Genomic DNA, 24,570 nt, shown 5'->3' with positions numbered 1-24,570 from the left:
TATGTAGTAGTCTAAAAAATCTTTGATGCAGCCTTCATTAATCTAATAGCTTTTTAGAAAGTTCGTATTGACCTATAAGTAATAACATAATATGCTCAAACATTGCACTTCTTGACACAAGACCATTTGTAAATATACCAATTGCGCCTTCAGAATGACGAATATCATTCTTATTAGTATAGACGTCCATTACTGGCCCAAGTTCCGCACCTGCCTTCAACTGATCAGCAATTTCATACGGCAGAGGTACACCCGCCCCTGTTGCTGAAAAAACTTTCCCTTCTTTTGTTACAAGGGCACCCCAATTGCAAACATACATAGTCCCATCTATTTCTTTCACGCCGCCCTCTAATCCTACTCCAAAGTCGGCGTCAACATTCTCCAGCATCAAGTGCTTCGCGCGATTGATAGCGCCTTTTCGCGTTTCCTCATCACTCATTGGCTGATTTGATACAAGTGACGGGACATCCTTATTCTCAAATTCTGCATTTGGATAATACATTGTTGAAATAGTTATTACTGCTTTGGTTTTAGCTCTATTATTGGTTCCTATTAATATTCTCATACATATTTTCTCCACTCTAGTAAAAGTATATGTTTTCAGTATGTATTCTATTTTCCCATTATAAAAATGAACACTGATACCTCTAGTGCTTATTTTCTCTGAAGGAAAAAACAATAATTATTAACATAATATAAATTAGGAGCCGAAATCATTCAAATTTTCGGCTCCTTTCTTTTTAGGTGTTATACGTTTGCTTTAATTGTTTCTAAAGTTGTTCGGTCACATGATTTCACTAACTTAGTAATGAGTTCCTTAGCTGCTGCGTAATCATCTGTATGGATAATCGAAGCTGAAGTATGAATATAACGTGAGCAGATACCTATAACCGCACTAGGTATACCTTCATTAGAAGTATGGACTCTTCCTGCATCTGTACCACCTTGTGAGATAAAATATTGATACGGGATTTTATGTGTTTCTGCTGTGTCTAATACAAACTCTCTCATGCCTCGATGTGTTACCATTGTACGGTCAAAAATACGTAAGAGAGCTCCTTTTCCAAGTTGACCAAATTCATTTTTATTACCTGAGGCATCATTTGCAGGGCTTGCATCTAACGCAAAGAATAGATCTGGTTGAATCATATTAGCCGATGCTTGTGCACCACGCAGACCAACTTCCTCCATAACATTTGCACCTGAATAAAGCATATTAGGTAATTGCTCATTTTGGACTTCTTTCATTAGCTCGATCGCAAGACCACAACCATATCGATTATCCCATGCTTTAGCCATAATCTTTTTATCATTTGCCATTGGTGTGAATGAACAAACAGGAACTATTTGATCTCCCGGTCTAATTCCCATGCGATTCACATCTTCTTTGTCGTCTGCACCAACATCAATTAACATATTTTTAACGTCCATTGGTTTATTTCTCATCTCATCGCTTAATAAATGAGGAGGAATAGATCCGATAACTCCTGGAATTGTTCTATCCTTCGTAACAATATCTACTCGTTGCGCAAGTAAAACTTGACTCCACCAACCGCCTAATGTTTGAAATCGAATCATTCCATTATCTGTGATACCTGAAACCATAAAGCCAACTTCATCCATATGACCAGCTACTAAAATTTTCGGACCATTTTCATCCCCTTTTTTTAATCCGAAAATGCCTCCTAAATTATCTTGCACGATTTCATCTGAATACTTGGAAAGTTCACTTCGCATAAATGAACGTACCGCATGTTCATTTCCTGGTGCTCCAGGAAGTTCTGTTAAGGTTTTAAATAGTGAGCGCGTTTCTTCATTCATTTGTAAAAGCCTCCTAAAGCTTTGGTCAAATTTATATAATATAATTAATATTCCTCTTCTTATTGTAATAAAAGCTTGAATCGTTTACTACTTTAAAACTTCGACATTCGAAAAATTTATTTGAATAAGGATGTATGATACACTAAAAAAAAGACGTAAGGAGGAGTATCACATTGAAAATTCGTGATTATATGATGGGTCTAGGTTCTGGGATTGTAATCGGTATTATTGCTAGTCAAGCAGCTAATAAATTGAATATTAATCGATCTCCAGAGCTAGTTTTAAAAGAAATAAAAAATTCATTTATACAAGAAGGGCCGATTGATGGTTCTTGGATTTATATGAGCCCAGAGCCTTTCACTAATGAAGCAATCCATACGAATGTATATAAAGGTGGTATTTCTCGTGTTCGAAATGGCGAACTCGAGCAATTTGAATTTTCCGCAGACACAAAAACAGGAACTGTTGTGGAGTTAGTAAAAGTATAATAAATTTAAAATAGAGAATTTTTTAAACTAATGTGTAGCGTGTGGAAACACATCCGAATTTCCAATCAAAGTACACATAGACTGAACATATAAAAACCAACAATAGGACCGCATATCCGCAGAAGCCGTTTTATTCGCTAGCTTGTCTCACACGACTTGTCGTGGAGGACACTGAAATACTCTTCAAGGTATCTCTTAGCGAGTATGTGAACGATATTTTGTTCACATACTCGCTTTTTGTGTGTGCCCCGTTGATTTCCGTTCCAGGCGGACGCTTTCCGCCGACATGGCTTCAGCCGCTTCCTTCGCTTCGCTCAGTCCAGGGTCTTCAGCTCATGCTTTTCCGGCTGGAGTCGCCGCCTAAAACGAAAATCAACTATTGCATGCTTAAAATTAAGCCTTTCTCTGTCTAAAAAATATCGTTTTCTTGTAAATAAATAAAAAGTAAATGCAGGTAGTCGCTTCTCCATGATTTCAACCCAAGAAACCTTCAATTTAAGTCCATACATGGAGATTTTACAAATAGATAAATGAGACTCACTGATCAACATTATCATGTGGCGGGGGCAAGGCGCGAATGCCAGTATATTCTCTTATAAGTAAAGTAGATTCCATTATTAGTGTCGATGATAATTACAGACTTGAATAGGGGATTCTGGTTTTACTTATTGAATTAAGTGATTCTGTATAAACGGGTGCTTTTAGGATGTGCGCCTAACAGCCGCAGGAGCGCGAAGAATGAAACCCCGTAAAGGATGCGGAAGCGACGTAAGAGCGACTCATTCTGCGGAGGCTCATGCGTAGCGTGCGGCAAGCGCACATCCGTGTTCTACACTATAAATTGAAAAAAACACACTCTTTAAAGCAAGCCAAAATAAAAAAATCAGCTGCACTAGACAAGCGTGCAGCTGATTTTTTATCAAGTTCGGTCTAATTTTTCTATTATTTCTTTTCCATCCTCTGACCATTTGATCATACGATAAAAAGCATCATGGTAAAAACAGAACCAATAATTATTACTTAAGGCTTCGTTCAACCATTTTTCTTTTGCAAAGACGGAAGTCATCGGATAATCATCGTATGCCAACACCCACAAAGGATTTTGGTGTGCATGAGTTGGCATTAAATCTGCCATATGAATAATCGTTTCTCCATTTTGCTTAAGTAAAACAATACTATGCCCATCACTATGACCACCAGTGTGAATCATTTCTATTCCATCCACTATTTCTAATGAACCTGAAAATGGAACAACCTGTCCTTCAATTGGCTCCCAGTTTTCTTTCCAGTATGTATTTCGTGAACGAATATTTGGATTTCTCATTTCATTCCACTCAACATCAGAAACATAAATTTTCGCATTTGGAAAACTAGAAACCAACCTATCATTCTCCCACTTTGTTAGCCCACAAGCATGATCAAAATGGAGGTGAGTCATGATAATAATGTCAATCTCTTCTGGTAATACACCAAGTTGCACAAGGTTATCCTCCACCTGAGATTGATCAGTTATACCGTAGTTTCTTATTTGTTTTTCTGTAAACTTACCGTAGCCAAGCCCCGCTTCCATTACGATGTTGTGCCCATTGTATTGGATAAATAGCGGATCTGACGGTAACTCAATTTGGTTTAATTCGTTTACAGGATATTTCTTTTCCCATAATGGCTTTGGTACAACACCGAACATGGCTCCCCCATCCATGAACGTAGTACCGCCTTTAAGCCAAGTTAGTGTCATATTGTGAAATTGAAACGTATCCATTCTCTCTCCCCCTAATCGATATCGTCAACGCTTAAACATTTTATACGTATTTTGCTTCTACTCGATAGATTGGTTGTCCCTTTGCAGAAAACTTTTCTTCATACTCTGTCATAATATTATCTTCTGGCATATTTACATGTAAATCAAGCGAAACATCCTTAATTAACATGCCATAAGCTGACATACTAACTAAAGAGTATTCAAATAATCCTCGATTGTCTGTTTTAAAATGAATTTCGGCGTTATCTACTAAAATAGATTCATATAATCTCAAAAATCCTTCATGTGTCAAACGTCTCTTCTCATGTCTAACTTTTGGCCACGGATCAGAAAAATTTAAATAAACACGGTCTACATCATTTTTCTCAAAATACTTTGCTAAATCTGCACCGTTTACCTTAAGCAATCGTAAATTTGGCAATGGTTGTGCGGTTATGGCATTTTCAAGTGCCGAAACGATTACTTTATCATAAAGCTCTATTCCTATATAATTAATATCCGGATTTTGTTTGGCCATTCCTGTAATAAACTGTCCTTTACCAGTCCCAACTTCAATGTGAAGAGGATGGTCATTTTTAAATTCAGAATCCCATTTACCTTTTAATTCTTCAGGGTTTTGAATAAGAATTTCTGGATGAGAATTAATAAAATCTTCTGCCCATGGTTTATGTCTTAACCTCATTATTTTTTAACTCCTTTACTTATTGGTTTCGCTAAATTCCAAGCTTTTGATTGAACTGAAAAAGAATAACGGTGATCGGGCTCCGTTAAACATGAGAATTCTCCATCTACATGACCATATACTTGATCATGCATCATAATCGTAAAATTACTAGCTTGAAATTGTTTTACTTCTTTATATTTTGTATGTTTCCCAAAAAACACAGTTCCGAAAATAAAGAGAAGCTTCCATTTTGCTAATTTACTTACTACAGTCATTTCAATTAATTGATCATTTGGTCGGGATTGAGGTGATATTTTCATTCCACCACCAAAAAAAGGCTGATTGCATACAACAAAGAACCAAACATCATCAAACTTTAACGTATCTTTCCCCGTATGTAAAGTGAATGAAAATCTTGTAAATGTTAAAAGCTCTTTAACTACAAATAGAATGTACGCTATTTTCCCTAACCCCAAAACATTTAACCACTTTTTCCAAGATGAATTATTTACTGAATGACCTACTTTTGCATCAAACCCAAAACCTGCATTATTCACAAATCCAAATTTGTTTTCTTTTGTTGTTAATAACCCAAAGTCTAATTTTTCATATGTATAAAGATTCCTCGCATACATCTGTAACTGTTCAACGGTTTTGAAAACAGAAAAAGTCCGACCAAAATCATTTCCACTACCTGCAGAAATAACTCCGACTCGAACGTGATCATAATTTGTAATTCCTGAAATAATTTCGTGAACGGTACCATCACCGCCTATAGCTATAATTAATAAATCTCCTTCTCTATATTGTGCGCATTCTCTTGCTATATTGGTAGCATGGCCTCTATATTCAGTCACGTAACAAGTATAAGGAAAGTCAATTTTCTCTTTCCATGAAGCCCATATTTTTTTTGCTCGTCCACGACCAGCATGTTCATTTAAAATAAAGACTACCTTATTCATCCCGTTCCTCACTGTCTACTTCCCAACCTGATCTTGAATAGGATGTAGTTTGAGCTAAGTCAAGTATTGTTTGTGCAGCTTTAAATTGCATATGCTTCATTGGAGATGGAGAAGATCTTAAAGTTCTAAACCATTCTGGAAACTTTCTTGTATCTATAAATTGAGTGTTGAAAGATGTTCCAGGATAATCAATATACCCATTTCTTGAAAGCACTACTTTCCTTATTGGCAAATCGATTTCTTCTTTTTTAATTATTTGCATTAAAATAGATTCCATCCGATTTAAACTTACCATAGGACTCAAAACCTTCTTTTCTTCCTCACCACTTTTTCGAATCCAAAAACGATCGCTACTTCCTATAAAAGCATCTAATTCTCTACCTTCTAAAACAACAAGACATATAATTTCTGTAGGTAATATCAAAATGACTTCTAATTCAACCGGTGCTTTTTTTAGTTTTAATATTGGATAATAAAATAAAAAATAATTATCTGGTAGCTGTAAAATGAAGGTACGTAATAAAGTATCTCGCATAAACTTTGGATCTACATAAGACTTTTCACGTAAAGTCGAGCTTGCCCACTTCAATTGAAAATGAAATAGCTGATTTAAGTACATTTGCTTTAATTCTTCTTTTGATTTTGGGTTGTAAATAATATTTGGTTGAAAATTTAACATGGTCGATTCTTCCGGAATCACCTCTTCTTCAAGTAATTCCGATTCTTCCCATCCTGTATCTTCCATATTTTCGTGCTGTTTACGATTGAAGAGCTTTGAGAATAAAGATTTCTTTTCAGGAAGTTCTACTTCTTCATCTTTTTCCAACCAAGAGGAGTCGAACGATCCACTTTCCCATTCTGCTTTAGTACGTTCCCATTGTTGCTTTTTTAATCGCACAAATTGTGTTGGATATCGTTTTAAATCAACTTGATATCTTGAAATATAGTCCTGTAGCTTTACTAGCTGAGCCATTCACTTACCCTCCTTTGCATCTAATAGAAGCAATCTCCTCATACCGGGGTTTACTATTTGGGTTTATTCTAAATACACTAAAACTACTAACTTCAAAAGTTGTCTTAGGCAAGTGAAAATCTTCTATTGACAGTAATCCATTGGACGCAAATTTCTTTGCAATCGTAATATGAGCGTTAAAATCTTTAGTATGATCTGTATTTATACTATCCGTTAAGGTATTTACAACCTGTTGTTGTAACAATTTTAATGAGTTACTTTCTTCTAATGCAGTATATACTACTCTCGGTGTTCGATTGCTCCCAAAATGAGCGTGTCCATTCGTTGTTAGATCAAAAGAACTCCAGTCGATTTTTTGTAACGACTGGATTATTTGATCCATTTTTTTGCTCTCCATTGCCCCAGTATAAAATAAAGTAATATGCAAATCCTCTTTAAACGGCAACGTCTTATAAGTCTCATGTAAATTAGTTTTATTTCTTTCTTCTATGATAGAAGTTGCAAGCGTTGGTGGAATTTTAATTCCTATAAAGTAATGTGTATTCATACGCCGATGGATGAAGGGATTTTTAACTCAAACGCTTGTTGTATTTTTTGAGTCCATTCTCCACGTATACCATTTCCAATTGGTTTTTCGTCAACAGAAACAATTGGCATTACTTCAGCATTTGTAGAAGACATAATAATTTCATCCATTTCCAAAGCTTGTGCTTTTGTAAATGCTTCTTCTACTACTGGTAGCCCTATTTCTTCACAGCAATCTAAAATTACTTTTCTTGTTATTCCATTTAATATAAGATTACTTACTGGATGTGTATAAAGCACACCATCTTTAATGCCATATATATTGGATGAAGACCCCTCAGTTATTACTTCCCCACGATGTTGAATAGCTTCATAGCAATCTTTGCTTATAGCTTCTTGTTTTGCCAAAACATTTCCTAAAAGGTTCAGCGATTTTATGTCACAACGAAGCCAACGAATATCCTCTACAAAACATGCTTTTACTCCGTTTTCAAGTTGAGCGAGAGGACGACTCGTTTCTTTTATATACGCTGTAAGAACAGAATCAACAGCAGTTGTAGGAAAATTATGCTGTCTCGGACTAATCCCACGTGTGACTTGCAAATAAATATGTCCGTTTTGGACTTCATTCGTTTCGATTAACTCGTGTAGCATTTTATGGAGTACATCTTTTGTATACGGGATAACTAACTGGATCTTATCAGCACTTGCATACAATCGGTCAATATGTTCTGTAGCAGTAAATACATCTCCATTATAAATTTTAATTACTTCATAAATTCCATCACCAAATTGGTACCCACGATCTTCATATCCAATTTTTACTTCTTCTTCACTAACGATTTGATCATTCCATAAAATTTTAGCCATTAGTTTTCACCTCTGTAGTATTTTTTCCTGCTAGTTCTACGATTGCATCTGCATAAATTGCAGTTGCTTTAACTAAATCATCTATATCTACATATTCATCTAATTGATGTGCTAAGTCCTTTCTTCCTGGGAATAGCATTCCAAATGCAACTCCATTTTTCAGAACCCTTGCATAAGTACCTCCACCAATAGATAAGAGCTTTGCCTCTTCTCCAGTTTGTCGCTCATATACTTTTTGTAATGTTTTAATAAGTATATCTTCTTTATCGACATAATGTGGCTTGGAATTAGAGCCAAGATCAAGAGTGATCCCTACATCTTGAAGGGTCTCTCGACATGCACTCAATTTTTCCTCAAATGGATAACTTACTGAATAACGCATACTTACTTGTGTACACGACCCTTGAGCTGGGGCATAATGAATAACTCCTGGATTTAATGTTGTATCTCCAGAAACTTCATCCGTAAAGTTAAGCGATAAAGCATGCCCCCTACTTTCTTCACCAAAGCCAAGTACTAAAAAGTCTACGAATGCTTTCGAGTGAGGAGTTAAAGGAACAGTTTGTAAAAATTTAGCAAGTAATATCGCTGCATTTATCCCTTCATCGGGCTCCATCGCATGTGCAGATTTTCCTCGTACAAATACTTTAACCATTGGCCCTTCTTGAGTTACCTCTCCATTAAAATCAAGTTCAGCGGAGAATTCAATGAATTTTTGTTTAATAGAATGAAGTCCTCCGAAGATAAGAGCAAAGGCCTCGTCAGGGACCATATTTGTCCGCTTTCCTGCTTGAAAAAATTGAATAGTTTCTGTTTCGGTAGAACCTGTTTGTGTAAAGATTAGATTTGCAATTCCTTTTTCTGCGTTAATAATTGGGAAATCAGCATCTGGTGCAAATCCTATTTCAGGCATCGGTTCTTTTTCAAAATATCGTTTTACACAACGGAAGCCGCTCTCTTCATCCGTTCCAATGATTAGTCTTACTTTTTTATGTAAAGGAATTCCAGATTCCTTAACCAACTTCATTGCCATCCAGGCTGCAATAGTTGGACCCTTATCATCAATTGCCCCACGACCATAAACTTTATCATCTACTACAACGCCTTCAAATGGAGGATAAGTCCAGCCTTCTCCAACTGGTACTACATCCACATGACAGAGAATACCCAAAGTTTCTTCTCCTTCACCCATTTCAATATGTCCAGCCATATTATCAATATTTTTAATAACTAGGCCTTCACTTTTTCCTTCTCTTAACATATGATTAAGAGCATCAAGGGGTTTTGGCCCGAAAGGCATTTCTTCTGTAGCTGCTTTTTCATCAAGTACACTAGGAATTTGAATCAATTTTTGAAGCTCTTTAATTATTTCCGTTCTTTTTTGTTCCGCTAATTCTAACCAATTCATTATTATCCCTCCTACCCATCCTATAACGTTATTCTACACTTTTTTCCGAGTATAAAACACAAAAAAGAAGGCATTTTCAGTCTTCTTTTCTTCAGATTAATTAAAACTTATTGCTTCCTATACTATTTCACCTTCTACTTAAGGAATTTCTTCACTGTTAATATCTCAAATAATGCTCATTTTACCTCTATTTTTTCATATATTTCATTAAGCAATAATATGAAGTTTTTGTAAATTAACTGTTTTTTATAGAAATTTTCTCGAAAATCTACTATAATTAAATTGTCAGAAAACATATGACTGACTACCAATATAGTAAAGGGGCTGTAAATTGCAATTATATAGTTGCTTTTCACCCATGTCGTCCGCTAGTCTTGCCACGAGATATGATGATGAAGGAGTGGTTACTTATGAAACCAACTACTGATCGGATGCTCAATCGAATTAAAGATATGTATATGTTCATCCGTGATCACGGAACTGTTACAACACAAGATTTAGTCGATGAATTTGGCATCACTCCTCGCACGATTCAACGAGATTTGAATGTACTTGCCTTTAATGACTTAGTCATTAGCCCAACAAGAGGCAAATGGACCACGACGAACAAACGCGTTAAATTGACATCTTAGATTTCCCCATATGAAAAGAATGACCTAGCCTAAGCCTGGTCATTCTTTTGCTGTAAAGCCTCTAATTCTTCTTCGGTAAGTTCTCTATAATGCCCTTCTTTAAGAGATTCATCTAAATTTAACGGTCCCATTGAGAGCCTTTTAAGATAAACTACTTTCTTTCCTACTGATTCGAACATTCTTTTTACTTGATGAAACTTTCCTTCTGTTATAGTTAATTCAATTTCTGACACTGGTCCTTTACTTAAAATTTCCAACATACCTGGCTTGGTTTTATAGCCATCATCTAATGTTACACCTTCCAAAAATGCCTGTACGTCCGTCTCGTCCACCATGCCCTCAACCTCTGCATAATATACTTTCGGCACGTTCTTATTCGGAGAAAGGAGACGATGCGTTAAAGCACCGTCATTCGTTAATAACAGCAACCCTACAGTATCCTTATCAAGTCTACCAACGGGGTATGGCTGAAAATGACGTACATCATCCTCTAATAAATCAATCACAGTTCGATCTCTCGTATCTTCTGTAGCAGATACTACTCCCGCAGGCTTATTTAACATTAAGTAGATAAATTCTCTATACTCGATTTCTTCTCCATAAACAGCAACTTTATCTATGCTTTCTTTCACATGCATAGAACTATCTTTTACAATGACATCATTTACTTGTATAGCTTTTGATTTAATTAATTCTTTTACTTCTTTCCTTGTTCCAAATCCCATATGTGCTAGAAATTTATCTAATCGCATGTCATACTCCTAAAAACCAAATTTTTTCGTAAAACGGGTAATTCTCTCGCCAAAAAGCTTTTGTGCAAGTCCTAATCTTAAAGTTACAAAGCCGTAAAAAACTGCTCCAATCGAAGCACAAACAAAGATAACTAGTAACGATTCTAATTTTCCATCAATCGTAAACACTTGCCCAATACCCCATCTTACGATGGATACTATACATAACATAATTGCCGTTACAATTGAAATAAGAAAAATACGTCTGATCACCATTGTAGATTGATAATGCAATGTTTTTCCAATAGCAACCATATTTAAAGCAATAGCAACAATGTAACCAGCAGATGTGGCTAAAATAGCACCATCCGTTTCAAACATCTTAATAAATGGCGTATTTAATACGAGCTTTGTTAAAATACCAATCAATAAGTTGAGGATAATTAGTTTTTGACGGTCAATCCCTTGCAAAATAGAAGTAGTCACTGGATACAGAGCAAACAGTATTGCAACAGGTGCATAATGTGCCAGCACTGTTGCCCCAACGTCGCTTTTCTCATAAAATACTGTATAAAATTCATCAGCTAAAACCGAAATACCTAACGCAGCTGGCAATGTTAAAAATAATAAAATTTGAAAAGCTTGATCTAATGATTTTCTAACATTACTGAAATCCTGTTTGGCATAATAACTAGTAATGAGAGGAATGAGTGTCATAGAAAAGCCTGTAGCCAACATGACTGGTATCATTACAAGCTTATGTGAAGTGAAGTTCAACATACCTAAATATGTATCGGAAACTGCTGCTTTCCCAATCATTGTCATTGCACGGTTAAATGTAATCATATCGATAAATTGAAAGAGTGGATTAATTACCCCTACTAAAGCGAATGGAACAGTGTAAACCAAAATTTCTTTATATATATTTTTTAACGATACATCAGATGTCAAATTTCCGCTTTTTTCTAGTAAGGCATTATATTCTGGTTTTAACTTCTTCCAATACCAATACAATACAACTAAACTAGCAATCGCACCTAAAAATGCTGCAAAAACGGCGAAAGAAACAGCTGTTTTCTCGGAACCTTTAAATACCTTCATAACAATAAAAGCACCAGCTAGAACAAATAAAATTCTTACTACTTGCTCAAATAACTGTGATACTGCAGTCGGGGTCATATGTTGATAACCTTGAAAAAAACCTCTTATTAAACTCATAACAGGTACAACTATCACTGCAAAACTAACATATCTAATAACGGATGCTACATCCTTAATGGAGAAAAAAGCATCTTTATCTTTTATGACAAGGTGAGCGATTGGCTCTGCCATTATATAAAGAAGAAGAAATCCTAGTACACCTGTCACACACATAAGTAACATACTTGATTTTACTAATTTTCGTCCTGTTGCGTAATCTCCTAGTGCATTATACTTTGAAACAAATTTTGAAACTGCAATAGGGACTCCAGATACTGCAATGGCCAACATTATTGAATAAGGGACATATGCGTATTGGTAAAGTACTATATACTTTTCCCCGATTAATTGATAAAAAGGGATTACATAAAGAACGCCTAATATTCTAGATAATAAGAGACCGATTGTTAAAATCATCGTCCCTTTTAATAAATTCGAAGCCATAAAAACCGTCCAATCCTAAGAAATGTCTATCTAATAGTTTACATCTGTAGAAACAAAACCACAATGATGTATACTTAAGAAAAAAATGAAAGTGTGAACTTATTATGTATGACGTAATTGTAATCGGCGGGGGTCCCTCGGGATTAATGGCAGCAGCCGCTGCTGGAGCAGAAAATAAACAGGTATTATTAATTGAAAAAGGGTCAAAGCTTGGCAAAAAACTAGCAATATCAGGAGGTGGGCGTTGTAATGTGACCAATCGACTTCCTCAAGAAGAAATTGTCAAAAATATTCCTGGTAACGGAAGATTTTTATATAGCCCTTTCTCCGTTTTCAATAATGAAGATATTATTTCCTTTTTTGAAAATCTTGGTGTCCATCTAAAAGAAGAGGATCATGGAAGAATGTTTCCTGTATCCAATAAAGCAATGGATGTAGTGAATGCTCTCCTAGATGAATTAAAACGATTAAAAGTTGAAATTAAATTAAACTCACCAGCTGCCAAATTATTAATGAATGATGAAAAGATTATTGGAGTACGTCTTGAAACTGGCGAAGAAATTACTGCTCATGCAGTTGTTGTGGCAGTCGGTGGTAAGGCAGTACCACAAACTGGTTCTACAGGCGATGGATATCCATGGGCTCAAAAAGCTGGCCATACAGTTACTGATCTATATCCTACGGAGGTTCCATTACTATCCAATGAGTCATTTATCAAGTCAAAAGAACTTCAAGGACTTGCATTACGAGATGTTGCAGTTTCAGTGTTAAATAAAAAAGGAAAAGCAATTATAACTCACCAAATGGACATGCTCTTCACTCATTTTGGATTAAGTGGTCCAGCTATATTACGTTGCAGCCAGTTTGTCGTAAAAGAGCAAAAGAAAAATGGCGGTGAGCAAGTAGAAATTCGTATAGATAGCATGCCAGACCAAAACGTGGAACAAACTTTCCAATCTCTCCTCTCTTCAATTAAAGAGGAACCAAAAAAAGCTGTGAAAAACGTATGGAAAGGACTTGTACCAGAAAGATGGCTTTTGTTTTTATTACAACAAGCAGGTATTCAAGAAGGTGAAGATGGACAAAATCTTTCAAATGAAAAGGTTCGATCACTAGCTCATCAGTTGAAGCAATTTACAGTAAATGTATATGGAACACAACCTCTCGAGAAAGCATTTGTAACTGGTGGAGGTGTTTCTATCAAAGAAATTGAACCTAAAACAATGGCTTCAAAGAAAAAACCTGGTCTATATTTTTGTGGAGAAATACTTGATATTCATGGCTATACAGGTGGCTATAATATTACGTCAGCCCTTGTTACTGGTAAAATCGCAGGAATGAGCGCTGCGAAATCGATTGAATTTTAAAACTATTTATTATACAATGTGTTGTAACAAGCAATGAGGAAGAATAGTAGCTTTATGAAATGCTCCAGAGAGCTGACGCTTGGTGCAAGTCAGTGCATGACATTAAGTGAATGGGCTTCTGAGCTCCAAGGCTGAAAAATTTTAGTAGGCTTTGGCGTATGTCTACGTTACAGGACTCGCAATATATTATTTGCAACAAAGTGGATTACAATAGTAATCAAAAAAGGTGGCACCACGGCTCTCCGTCCTTTATGATGGAGGGCCTTTTTTGTGTTTTATTGAGCTGAGAAAAGGAGAGCAGAGCTATGACAGTTGAGACGAGTAGTTACGAAATGAAAGAAATGCAAGGGGATATGATGACTCCTATTTCCATTTATCATGCGTTAAACGGAAAGAAAAAGATGTTATTCGAATCCTCCGCAAAGCATGAAGAAAGTGGAAGGTATTCATTTATTGCGTGTAACCCCATTGCAGAATTAACAGGAAATCACTCTGGATATTTACTTCAATCTGATAGTGGTAGTCAGGAAAAAGGAACCGAATCCATCATCGAAAAACTAAAAACGATGATGCCAATTCACTCAGAAAAATATCCTTTTTCATTTTTTGGCGGTGCAATTGGCTATTTTGGTTATGAGACTGCATTTTACAGTGAAAAAATTGGAGAGTTTCTCCATGATGATTTAGAAATGCCAGATATACATGTAATGTTTTACGATACATTTGTGATTTATGATCATTTAAAGCAAACTACTACAATTGCAGCAATCGATTTATTCCAAAATGGTCGTACCCACAGCGAAATGATAGAGGCAATTGAAGCAATCTGCTCTGATCTAAAAAACGGGCCCATTTCCCCATCTGAAAAGGAAGAGAAGCTGGCATTTCAACCAATGATAGATGAACAGACATTCATAGAAATGGTTGAAAAAGCAAAAGAGCATATTATAAAAGGCGATATTTTTCAGGTTGTTTTGTCACAGAGATTTTCTTCACCCTATGCAGGAAATCCATTTGCATTATATCGTAAGCTACGTACATCCAATCCATCTCCATATATGTTTTATATGGACTTTGAACATTATATAATACTCGGTACTTCTCCAGAAAGCCTTGTAAAAGTACAAAATGGATTAGTTACTACAAATCCAATAGCTGGAACTAAACCTCGTGGTAAATCAATTCAAGAGGATGAACAAATTGCAAAGGCTTTATTAAACGATGAAAAAGAAGTTGCAGAACATCGAATGCTTGTAGATTTAGGTCGTAATGATATTGGACGTATCTCGGAAATTGGTTCTGTCACAATCGAAAAATATATGAACATAGAATACTATAAATACGTGATGCACATCGTTTCAGAGGTAACTGGTCGATTAAAAAAGGACACACATGTTTTAGATGTATTAACTGCGTGTTTGCCAGCCGGAACCGTTTCTGGCGCACCCAAAATTAGAGCCATGCAAATTATTAATCAACTTGAGACATCTAAACGTGGCGTATATGCTGGAGCTGTTGGCTATGTATCCGTCACCGGCAATATGGATTTAGCCCTTGCTATCCGAACAATGGTTATAAAGGATAAAAAAGCTCATGTTCAAGCTGGAGCTGGAATAGTTTTTGATTCTATTCCAAAAAGCGAATATGAGGAAACGTTGAACAAAGCCAAGGCTCTTTTGGAGGTACAACGATGATTCTATTAATAGATAATTATGATTCGTTTACGTATAACTTATATCAACAAGTAAGCATGCTAGGCAAAGAAGTTAAGGTTATCCGGAATGACGATATTACTATCAAAGAAATTGAAGAACTACATCCTGAAGCAATTATTATATCCCCTGGTCCAGGGGATCCTTCGGAAGCTGGGATTTCAATCCAATTAATCCGGGAATTACATGAGAAATATCCAATTCTCGGAATCTGTCTTGGTCACCAGTCCATTGGAGCTGCTTTTGGAGCAGATATCGTTCAAGCGAAAAATATTATGCATGGGAAATTATCGATAGTTGAGCATTCTTCAGATTCCTTATTTCAGCCATTTAACGAATCTATTTCAGTCATGCGGTACCATTCACTAGTAATTGATGAGCAAACGTTAAGTGAAGATTTAGAAGTGCTTGCACGTGCAACAGATGATAATGAAATCATGGCAATCAAGCATCGGAACTACCCTGTATTCGGACTTCAATTTCACCCTGAATCTATTGGAACAGAACAAGGTGATCAATTGATTCAAGCTTTTATAGCACAAATAAGCTAATGAAGAAATGATCATATGCCTTTAATTTTTATCAATGATGGAGTGCTTGGACTAAGCATTAATTACCGTAAAAAATTTTAAGGATGTTACTTTATCCATTTAGCAGTAAAGAGTAGATATCTATAAGGAATTGTTTATAAGGCAAGGACCACCACGAAGACTCCTGTGGGAACAGCTTGAGCAGAAGACCCCGCAGATTGAGAGGAAGGCAATCTAAGTTCGCCGCATCCTGCTCCTGCGCAAAGCTCGTCGCAAAAGAACTTTTGCGGCAACGATTGCATGACCAACATCCTGTTGGCCTAGGAGGCTGAAGCCAAGCCCACGGAAAGCTAAGTGGTGGTCCTTGCCGAATTAAATATACAACTCTAGACACCCTAAATTGAGTTTGTCTACAGTCTGGTAAGGGAAAGCGACTGCGTCGCTTTCCCCTCCTTTATTCGTAATCAAATGGTGGGTGTTTGTCCGGTGTCACTCTTTAAAAGATAAGAGCTTATTAATTTAGGATTGTAGAAATGGTTATACAAAAAGCTGCTCCACTATCTAGACAAGAGTGGAACAGCTTTTCTATTGCTTATTAAATAACGATATTCACCATTTTACCTGGTATTGCAATGATTTTCTTCACTTGTTGCCCTTCCAACCATTGTTGTACTTGTTCAGAAGCCAAAGCCAATGCTTCAAGCTCTTCTTTTGTTGCATCTTTTGCAACAAGTAATTTTGCACGGACTTTTCCTTTAATTTGAACAGGAATTTCCACTTCATTGTCAACTAATTTAGATTCATCGAAAGTTGGCCAAGATTCATAAACGATTGTATCATCATGTCCTAGAATACTCCAAAGTTCCTCAGCAATATGTGGGACAATTGGAGAAATAAGCTTCACAAATCCTTCTACATATTCTTTCGAAATTTGCTCTGCTTTATATCCTTCATTAATAAATACCATCATTTGTGAAATGGCGGTGTTGTAATGCATTGCTTCAAAGTCTTCCGTTACTTTTTTCACTGTTTGGTGATAAGCTTTTTCCATATTATCAGAAGAAGTGTCTGTCACTTTAGAGCTCAATTTACCATCTTCATCAACTAACAAACGCCAAATACGATCTAGGAATCTTCGTGAACCATCTAATCCGTTTGTAGACCATGGTTTTGAAGAATCAAGAGGTCCCATGAACATTTCATAAAGACGAAGGGAATCGGCACCATGACTTACTACGATATCATCCGGGTTTACAACATTTCCTTTTGACTTAGACATTTTTTCGTTACCTTCACCTAAGATCATGCCTTGGTTAAATAGTTTTTGGAAAGGTTCTTTTGTTGTCACTACACCAATATCATAAAGGAACTTATGCCAAAATCTAGCGTACAATAAATGCAGTACAGCATGCTCTGCTCCACCCACGTAAATATCAACCGGAAGCCAGCGTTTTGCTAGTTCTGGATCTACAAGTGCTTCGTCATTATTTGGATCGATATAGCGTAAGTAGTACCAACAGCTACCTGCCCATTGAGGCATTGTATTTGTTTCCCTACGACCTTTTTTACCTGTTTCTGGATCTACAACATTTACCCATTCCGTAATATTCGCAAGTGGAGATTCACCTGTACCACTTGGCTTAATATCTTCTGTTACTGGGAGCATCAAAGGTAATTCAGACTCATCTACAGGGGTAGACGTTCCATCTTCCCAATGGATAATTGGAATTGGTTCTCCCCAATAACGTTGGCGACTAAATAACCAGTCACGTAGACGATACGTAATTTTTCTTTCACCTTTACCGTTCGACTCAAACCAATCGATCGCTTTAGCAATCGCTTCTTGTTTGTTTAAACCATTCAAGAAATCAGAGTTAATAAGTGTTCCATCTGATGTATAAGCTTCTTTTTCAATATCTCCACCAGACACAACTTCGACGATTGGCAGATCAAATTGTTTTGCGAACTCAAAATCACGCTCATCATGAGCAGGAACTGCCATAATACCACCTGTTCCATAAGTTGCTAATACATAGTCTGCAATCCAGATTGGCATTTTTTCACCGTTTATTGGATTAATCGCATAGGCACCGGTAAATACACCAGTTTTATGTTTTGCAAGATCTGTACGCTCTAGATCACTCTTCAATTTTACTTGATCTTTATAGGCTTGCACTGCTTCCTTTTGCTCTGCTGTCGTAATTGTATCTACAAGCTTATGCTCAGGGGCTAATACTGCATATGTGGCTCCAAAAATAGTATCTGGGCGTGTTGTAAATGCACGGAATGATTCGTTCGTGCCATCAATTTCAAAAGTAAGCTCAGCACCTTCTGAACGTCCAATCCAATTACGTTGCATTTCTTTTAAACTTTCTGGCCAATCAAGATCATCTAAATCCTCTAAAAGTCTATCTGCATAAGCAGTTATACGAAGCACCCATTGACGCATTGGACGTCGTTCTACAGGATGCCCTCCACGTTCGGATACTCCATCGATTACTTCTTCATTTGCCAAAACAGTTCCTAATGCAGGACACCAGTTTACAGGCACTTCATCCACATACGCTAGACCTTTTTTATATAGTTGAATGAAAATCCATTGCGTCCATTTGTAATAAGAAGGGTCTGTTGTATTGACTTCTCTATCCCAATCAAATGAAAAACCAAGATCCATCATTTGACGTTTGAATGTAGCAATATTTTTTGCTGTAAATTCTGCAGGGTCATTACCTGTATCGATTGCATATTGCTCTGCTGGAAGTCCAAAAGCATCCCATCCCATTGGATGAAGCACGTTATATCCTTGCTTACGTTTATATGCACTTAAAATATCTGTAGCGATATAACCAAGTGGATGCCCAACGTGTAGACCTACTCCAGAAGGATAAGGAAACATATCAAGTGCATAAAATTTTGGTTTTGATGGGTCATCAGTCATCTTATATGTCTTGTTTTGTTGCCAATAATTCTGCCACTTTTTTTCAATTGCTTGATGATTAAAGCTCATTGTAATTCCTCCTCAAAATAAAAAAAACTCGCCCCTTAAAAAACTAAGGGACGAGAGATTAACCTCACGCGGTACCACCCAAATTAGTGAAAAATCACTCAACTTGATTCCTTAACGCGGAAAACGGTATAAGCTACTGACAGTTCACTCATACAGACTCAAAGGCGAGTTCAACAGGGCATTACACTAACTTCCACCAACCGTTAGCTCTCTATAGAAACACTATCTATTTACTGATCCTTATCTGCGTCTTGCTATTACTTCGTATTTTAGAGGAAATACGCTGAAATAGCAAGTTTTTATTGAGTAGTGTATCCGCCGTCTAATACTACAGCTTGACCTGTCATTCCTTTTGCAGCATCACTTGCTAAAAACAATGCCAAATCTGCAATTTCTTTCACATCTAACAAACGTCTTTGTGGTACTAATGGATAAATAACTTCTTCCAGTACTGACTCTAAAGGAACATTGCGTGTAGTTGCTAGGTCCTGTAATTGGTTTCTTACTAATGGCGTATCAGCATATCCCGGACAGATAGCGTTTACTGTAATTCCATCTGCTGCGGTTTCTAAGGCAGCGACTTTTGTTAAGCCAATTACACCATGCTTTGCAGAGTTATATGCTGCTTTACCAGCAAAACCTACTAAACCATTAATAGAAGCCATATTGATAATTCGGCCAAAACCTTCTTTACGCATATGCGGAAGAACATGCTTAGTCGCCATGAACGGAGCTGTTAGCATAATTTTCACTAATAATTCGAAGCGTTCAGTAGGAAAATCTTCTAACATAGAAACATGTTGCATCCCTGCATTGTTAATTAATATATCTATACTTCCAAACTCTTTGACAGTTAGATTAATAGAATTAATAATATCTTCCTCGTTTGTCACATCACATTTAATACCAAGGGCATTACTTCCTAGTGAAGCAGCTGCATCTTTAACTTTTTCTTCATTTATATCAGTTAATACTACCTTCGCACCAGCCTGATAAAATTCCTGTGCAATTTGAAACCCTATCCCTTGTGCAGCCCCTGTGATGAGAAGTACTCTATCTTTTACCATTCGTCTTTACCTCCAAAATCAGCCATTAAGCTCATTGGACTGAAAAATTAAATACCTAAACCAAGCGAGAATAAAATTATTGCAATAGCTGTTCCAATTAATGGGACTACAACTGTAGTTGCAGCTACTGGCCAATAAGCTTGGCTATGTTTTTCTCCACAGATTGATTGAATTGTAGTTACTACGTATCCATTATGTGGCAATGAATCAAGTGCACCAGATGAAATTGCAACAACCCTGTGTAATGCTTCAGTATTAACTCCCATATCCATATAATGTGGGGCCAATAATGGCAACGCTATAGATTGACCGCCAGATGAAGAACCAGTCATACCAGCAATTACGGATACCGCAATAGCAGCCCCAATTAGAGGCGAACCAGGAATGTTTGTCATTGCCTCAACAGCAGTTGTAAATGCAGGCACATTTTTAGCAACGCCCCCAAATCCAACAACCGCAGCTGTATTACCGATTGCAATAATTGCACCAACAGTACCTGCTGAAAATGCTTCCCAGAAATTCTTGGAATATTTTCTTCCAACGAAGTAGGTTGCAATAACTCCTCCAAGTAACGCTATGATCAATGCTGATTGCGCTAGCTTATCATGGAAAATAAATGAGATCACTAATACTACAGCTAACGGAACCATTGCTAAGAAAGGATTTGGTAAACTTCTTGCTGTATCAAACGTCGGATCATTTTCACGGTCAACAAATCTTTCCCCTTTATTAACAGCCTTCTGAATAATACGTTTCAACCACCAATACCCAAAAATCGCCATAAACGCTGCTACGATAATACTTACTTCCCACCCAGCATAAGCGTCTGTACCTAAAAATTGAATTGGGATCCAGTTTTGAATTTCAGGAGAACCCGCAGATGTCATCGTAAACGTAACCGAACCAAGTCCTAATGTTGCTGGAATAAAGCGACGTGGTAAGTCTGCTTGCTTAAACAATGAAATTGCCATTGGATATACAGAGAACGCAACTACGAACAGACTTACGCCACCATATGTAAGGATTGCACAGGCAATTACGATTGCCAATACTGCATATTTCATTCCTAATTTATCTACGATCCATTTTGATACGGAATCCGCCGCACCGCTATCCTCCATAACTTTACCAAAGACAGCTCCTAGTAAGAACATTAAATACCAGGACATAATAAATCCTGTAAACCCTGTCATATAACTTGTTACATAATTAGCTTGACCTTCAGCAGCCAACTGTGGAAATAATGGCATTCCACTCGTCAATGCTACCAATAGTGCTGAGATTGGGCCAGCGATTAATATATTTACACCCTTCATCGTCAATACTATAAGTAAAACTAGGCCTCCTATTAGGCCAATCATACTTAGTACTTCCATAACAAATCCCCCCGAATTGTTTTATACAGACATATTAAAATGAAACATTTTCTTTTACATTTTCAACATTTAAAGTAGCTTCTGTTGAATCAATAATATCTTGTACGGTGTACCCCTCTAACACTTCTGTAAGTACAAGACCTTCTGGTGTCACTTCTATAGTGGCACGCTCTGTAATGATCTTGTCTACTACACCCTTTCCAGTTAACGGAAGAGAGCACTCTTTTTTAATTTTTGGTGAACCATCCTTTGCTACATGATCCATAATTACAATTGTTTTTTTGGCACCATGCACTAAATCCATAGCACCGCCCATACCTTTTATCATTTTTCCAGGTATCATCCAATTTGCTAAGTCTCCTTTTTCAGAAACCTCCATCCCACCTAGGATAGCAACATCCACATGACCACCACGTATCATCCCAAATGATTCTGCACTTGAAAAGAATGCGGAACCGGGAATAGTTGTCACTGTTTCTTTACCGGCATTTATTAAGTCTGGATCCACTTCCTCTTGAGTCGGATAAGGACCTATTCCAAGAAGTCCATTTTCAGATTGCAATACTACCGTCTTATTCGGTGAAATATAATTGGCAACTAATGTAGGTATCCCAATACCTAAATTTACATAATTTCCATCTTCTATTTCCTTCTCAGCTCGAATAGCAATTAGTTCTCTACTAGTTAATTTTGTCACTCTAAATCTCTCCCATCTATGATCGAGTCATTAATCGTTCAATCCGTTTTTCTTGATTAGCTTGTAGCAGGCCTTGTACATAAATGCTTGGTGTATGAACGATGGCAGGGTCTAAATCTCCTGTTTCCACAATTTCTTCTACTTCTGCAATAGTAATCTTTCCTGCTGCGGCCATCATCGGATTAAAGTTTTGAGCCGTCTTGTTATAGATAAGATTTCCAAATTTATCTGCTTTGGCAGCTCGTATAAGAGCAAAGTCTGCACGCAGTGATTCTTCCAACACATATTCTTTTCCGTCAAAAACGCGAATTTCTTTTCCATCAGCTATTGGAGTACCTACTCCAGCCGGCGTGTAAAATGCTGGAATTCCTGCCCCACCAGCTCTGATTTTTTCTGCAAGTGTTCCTTGAGGAGTTAACTCTACTTCAATTTCACCTGCTAGCACTTGACGTTCAAATTCTTTGTTCTCACCTACATATGAACCTATCATTTTTTTAATTTGCTTATTATTTAATAAAAGTCCTAAACCCCAATCGTCCACTCCACAATTATTAGAAATGACCGTTAAATCCTTAACACCTTTTTCAACTAATGCTAGAATTAGTTTTTCTGGAATTCCGACCAAGCCGAAACCTCCGACCATCAATGTTGCTCCATCTTGTATTTCCTTTACCGCTTCCTCTGCAGAAGAATAAATCGGTTTCATTGTATTTCCTCCTTACATATTTGATGCGAAATAAAAGCGCTTTCAACTGTTATTAAAACAGATTCTAAAAATTCACGCAATAGCAATTGTGACAACTATTAGGCATTTTGTCTCTATTAAATTCTGAAAATCTGGACAACTATTACGAAATAATAAAACGTAATCTTAATTTTTCTATCTAAAATAAATTCCGATTATCTGGATATTTGTCCGAAAAATCGGAATTTAGGTCAAAAGTTATATTTTTTTATTTTTTCATAAAGTGTTGATCTGCTAATTCCTAATTGTTTTGCAATCAAGGCTTTATTAGGCTCTTCTTCTAGTAAATCACGAATCACATTTTTTTCAACCTCTAGTAAAATATGAGCCAGTTTACCTGAAGCCTGAAATGATAAAGCATTTCTCTTCTTTACCTGTGCTGGGAGAGCAGAAGGTAAAATAACATCATCTTCTGCTAAATAAACCGCTGCTTGAAGAACATTTTGCAATTCAGTTACATTTCCTGGCCAATGATAAGATTGGAGTATTTCTCTTGTTTTAGTTGCTAAAATAATTTTTCGACGTCCTGCTTGAACAATAAATTTTTGTAAAAAATGATTCAGTAGCTCCGTAAAATCTTCCATACGCTCTCTTAATGGAGGAATACTTAAGGTAATCGCTTGTATTCGGTAAAACAAGTCCTCACGAAATTTCTTTTCCTCCACCAATTTGGATAGGGAGACATTGGATGCCGCCAAAATTCTAACGTTTACTTGTTCCCCTTTCTCTGAATGCATAGAAACAACCTCTTTGTCTTGCAGAGTACGAAGTAACTTAGCTTGCAAAGTAAGAGGAAGAGAACTTATCTCGTCAATAAAGAGAGTACCTTTATCCGCTTGCTGAACTCGCCCTTTTCGTAAATGTCCAGTTAATATGTCTAACTTTCCGAATAACTCTTCCTCTAATAATTCAGGAGGAACTGCAGCACAATTTACCTTAACAAAAAGTCCATCCGATCGTTCGGATAGCTGATGAATACTATGCGCAAACATTTCTTTTCCTGTACCACTTTCGCCTTCGATTAAAACTGGCAAATCACTAGGGGCGATCATCTCAATTGTTTCTTTTATTTTACGCATTGCGACAGAAGTGCCTTTAATATCTACTAAATGGTACTCTTTATAACTATTATCTTCTATATTTAATTGGATGCGTTCCATCGTAGTACGAACGTGCGAGCTCAGCTTTTTCCAATCCGACATATCTCGAAATATAACGCTACCGAATGCACCAACAATTTCCCCATCTACAACAAGCGGAACACGGTTCGCCAGCATATACGTTCCTTTTATATAATGAGGTGATGCTATATCTGCAACCCCAGACATAATCACCTCATGCATCTTTGTATTTTCAATAACTTCTGCAACGGGCTGTCCGATTGCATTTTCTTTCGTAACCTCTAGAAATCGGCAATAATCTTCATTCATATAAAGTATGTTGGAATCTCTGTCTACAACAACAAACCATTGGAATGCATTCTCTAGTATTTGTGCTAGGACTGACACTGACAAATTTCCCAATAAAGTATCCATATTTTACCCTCCCTATTGGTTTATAATCTCAAAAGTTAGACAATTAATCAATTC

At 36.7% G+C, this 24,570-nt stretch carries 22 protein-coding genes and 2 other annotated features; of the genes, 5 read left to right on the top strand and 17 right to left on the bottom strand.

Features of this window, described 5'->3' with window-relative positions; genetic code table 11:
* Positions 1 to 37 precede the first annotated feature (37 nt).
* Positions 38 to 565 carry a DUF84 family protein gene (locus WAX74_RS06225; RefSeq protein ID WP_336496795.1) on the bottom strand — a complete coding sequence of 176 codons (528 nt, stop codon included), beginning with the start codon at positions 563 to 565 and terminating at the stop codon, positions 38 to 40.
* A 182-nt stretch (positions 566 to 747) separates the two neighbouring features.
* Positions 748 to 1,821, bottom strand: coding sequence for a M42 family metallopeptidase (locus tag WAX74_RS06220; RefSeq protein WP_336496794.1), 1,074 nt, complete (start codon positions 1,819 to 1,821; stop codon positions 748 to 750).
* Between the two features lie 173 nt (positions 1,822 to 1,994).
* Between WAX74_RS06220 and WAX74_RS06215 the strand changes: the two genes are divergently transcribed.
* Positions 1,995 to 2,309, top strand: a complete 315-nt coding sequence (locus WAX74_RS06215) for a hypothetical protein (protein ID WP_336496793.1) — start codon at positions 1,995 to 1,997, stop codon at positions 2,307 to 2,309.
* Positions 2,310 to 3,228: 919 nt separating this feature from the next.
* On the opposite strand, the gene WAX74_RS06210 is transcribed toward WAX74_RS06215, so the two are convergent.
* The 7 genes from WAX74_RS06210 to pepV are packed head-to-tail and all read right to left on the bottom strand — an operon-like array spanning position 3,229 to position 9,473.
* Positions 3,229 to 4,071, bottom strand: a complete 843-nt coding sequence (locus WAX74_RS06210; protein ID WP_336496792.1) for a YtnP family quorum-quenching lactonase — start codon at positions 4,069 to 4,071, stop codon at positions 3,229 to 3,231.
* A 40-nt stretch (positions 4,072 to 4,111) separates the two neighbouring features.
* Positions 4,112 to 4,753, bottom strand: coding sequence for a tRNA (guanosine(46)-N7)-methyltransferase TrmB (trmB, locus tag WAX74_RS06205; protein WP_336496791.1), 642 nt, complete (start codon positions 4,751 to 4,753; stop codon positions 4,112 to 4,114).
* Complete coding sequence (locus tag WAX74_RS06200) at positions 4,753 to 5,697, bottom strand: diacylglycerol/lipid kinase family protein (protein ID WP_336496790.1); 945 nt, start codon at positions 5,695 to 5,697, stop codon at positions 4,753 to 4,755. The genes trmB and WAX74_RS06200 overlap by 1 nt, the downstream gene beginning before the upstream one ends.
* Positions 5,690 to 6,670, bottom strand: coding sequence for a nuclease-related domain-containing protein (locus WAX74_RS06195; RefSeq protein ID WP_336496789.1), 981 nt, complete (start codon positions 6,668 to 6,670; stop codon positions 5,690 to 5,692). Before WAX74_RS06195 ends, WAX74_RS06200 begins: the two co-directional genes overlap by 8 nt.
* A gap of 4 nt (positions 6,671 to 6,674) precedes the next feature.
* Positions 6,675 to 7,217 carry an RNA 2',3'-cyclic phosphodiesterase gene (gene thpR, locus WAX74_RS06190; protein WP_336496788.1) on the bottom strand — a complete coding sequence of 181 codons (543 nt, stop codon included), beginning with the start codon at positions 7,215 to 7,217 and terminating at the stop codon, positions 6,675 to 6,677.
* Positions 7,214 to 8,065, bottom strand: a complete 852-nt coding sequence (dat, locus tag WAX74_RS06185) for a D-amino-acid transaminase (RefSeq protein WP_336496787.1) — start codon at positions 8,063 to 8,065, stop codon at positions 7,214 to 7,216. The genes thpR and dat overlap by 4 nt, the downstream gene beginning before the upstream one ends.
* Positions 8,058 to 9,473: a dipeptidase PepV gene (gene pepV / locus WAX74_RS06180; RefSeq protein ID WP_336496786.1), complete on the bottom strand. Its 1,416-nt coding sequence runs from the start codon at positions 9,471 to 9,473 to the stop codon at positions 8,058 to 8,060. Before pepV ends, dat begins: the two co-directional genes overlap by 8 nt.
* 410 nt (positions 9,474 to 9,883) lie before the next feature.
* Between pepV and WAX74_RS06175 the strand changes: the two genes are divergently transcribed.
* Positions 9,884 to 10,105, top strand: a complete 222-nt coding sequence (locus WAX74_RS06175; protein ID WP_336496785.1) for a DeoR family transcriptional regulator — start codon at positions 9,884 to 9,886, stop codon at positions 10,103 to 10,105.
* A gap of 29 nt (positions 10,106 to 10,134) precedes the next feature.
* Here the strand turns inward: WAX74_RS06175 and WAX74_RS06170 are convergent, their stop codons facing one another.
* Positions 10,135 to 10,857 (bottom strand): pseudouridine synthase, encoded by a 723-nt coding sequence (locus WAX74_RS06170; protein WP_336496784.1) that lies wholly within the window; start codon positions 10,855 to 10,857, stop codon positions 10,135 to 10,137.
* Between the two features lie 9 nt (positions 10,858 to 10,866).
* Positions 10,867 to 12,480: a putative polysaccharide biosynthesis protein gene (locus tag WAX74_RS06165; protein WP_336496783.1), complete on the bottom strand. Its 1,614-nt coding sequence runs from the start codon at positions 12,478 to 12,480 to the stop codon at positions 10,867 to 10,869.
* Positions 12,481 to 12,584: 104 nt separating this feature from the next.
* Between WAX74_RS06165 and WAX74_RS06160 the strand changes: the two genes are divergently transcribed.
* The 3 genes from WAX74_RS06160 to WAX74_RS06150 all read left to right on the top strand — a co-directional run bounded on the left by WAX74_RS06160 (position 12,585) and on the right by WAX74_RS06150 (position 16,110).
* Positions 12,585 to 13,847, top strand: a complete 1,263-nt coding sequence (locus WAX74_RS06160) for a BaiN/RdsA family NAD(P)/FAD-dependent oxidoreductase (protein ID WP_336496782.1) — start codon at positions 12,585 to 12,587, stop codon at positions 13,845 to 13,847.
* Between the two features lie 24 nt (positions 13,848 to 13,871).
* Positions 13,872 to 14,100, top strand: a binding site (T-box leader).
* Between the two features lie 52 nt (positions 14,101 to 14,152).
* A complete protein-coding gene (trpE, locus tag WAX74_RS06155) occupies positions 14,153 to 15,541 on the top strand; it encodes an anthranilate synthase component I (protein WP_336496781.1) in 1,389 nt (462 codons plus the stop codon).
* Complete coding sequence (locus tag WAX74_RS06150) at positions 15,538 to 16,110, top strand: anthranilate synthase component II (RefSeq protein WP_336496780.1); 573 nt, start codon at positions 15,538 to 15,540, stop codon at positions 16,108 to 16,110. The genes trpE and WAX74_RS06150 overlap by 4 nt, the downstream gene beginning before the upstream one ends.
* A gap of 574 nt (positions 16,111 to 16,684) precedes the next feature.
* Here WAX74_RS06150 and leuS read toward each other — a convergent pair.
* The 6 genes from leuS to WAX74_RS06120 form a co-directional block, all read right to left on the bottom strand.
* Positions 16,685 to 19,096 (bottom strand): leucine--tRNA ligase, encoded by a 2,412-nt coding sequence (gene leuS, locus WAX74_RS06145; RefSeq protein ID WP_336496779.1) that lies wholly within the window; start codon positions 19,094 to 19,096, stop codon positions 16,685 to 16,687.
* 43 nt (positions 19,097 to 19,139) lie between these two features.
* Positions 19,140 to 19,352, bottom strand: a binding site (T-box leader).
* Between the two features lie 43 nt (positions 19,353 to 19,395).
* Complete coding sequence (locus tag WAX74_RS06140) at positions 19,396 to 20,163, bottom strand: 3-hydroxybutyrate dehydrogenase (protein WP_336496778.1); 768 nt, start codon at positions 20,161 to 20,163, stop codon at positions 19,396 to 19,398.
* 47 nt (positions 20,164 to 20,210) lie between these two features.
* The gene (locus WAX74_RS06135; RefSeq protein ID WP_336496777.1) at positions 20,211 to 21,539 is read right to left on the bottom strand and encodes a GntP family permease; all 1,329 of its coding nucleotides are present in this window, start codon (positions 21,537 to 21,539) and stop codon (positions 20,211 to 20,213) included.
* A 34-nt stretch (positions 21,540 to 21,573) separates the two neighbouring features.
* Entirely contained in the window at positions 21,574 to 22,236 is a 663-nt protein-coding gene (locus tag WAX74_RS06130; protein ID WP_336496776.1) for a 3-oxoacid CoA-transferase subunit B, read from the bottom strand.
* 16 nt (positions 22,237 to 22,252) lie between these two features.
* On the bottom strand, positions 22,253 to 22,942 hold the full coding sequence (locus WAX74_RS06125; RefSeq protein WP_336496775.1) for a CoA transferase subunit A: 690 nt from the start codon (positions 22,940 to 22,942) through the stop codon (positions 22,253 to 22,255).
* Between the two features lie 230 nt (positions 22,943 to 23,172).
* Entirely contained in the window at positions 23,173 to 24,516 is a 1,344-nt protein-coding gene (locus WAX74_RS06120; protein ID WP_336496774.1) for a sigma-54 interaction domain-containing protein, read from the bottom strand.
* Positions 24,517 to 24,570 lie beyond the last annotated feature (54 nt).

Source organism: Psychrobacillus mangrovi (assembly GCF_037104765.1).
GTDB lineage: Bacteria > Bacillota > Bacilli > Bacillales_A > Planococcaceae > Psychrobacillus > Psychrobacillus mangrovi.
The sequence above is the reverse complement of the archived record's forward strand: the minus strand, read 5'-3'. Positions and strand labels throughout refer to the sequence as shown.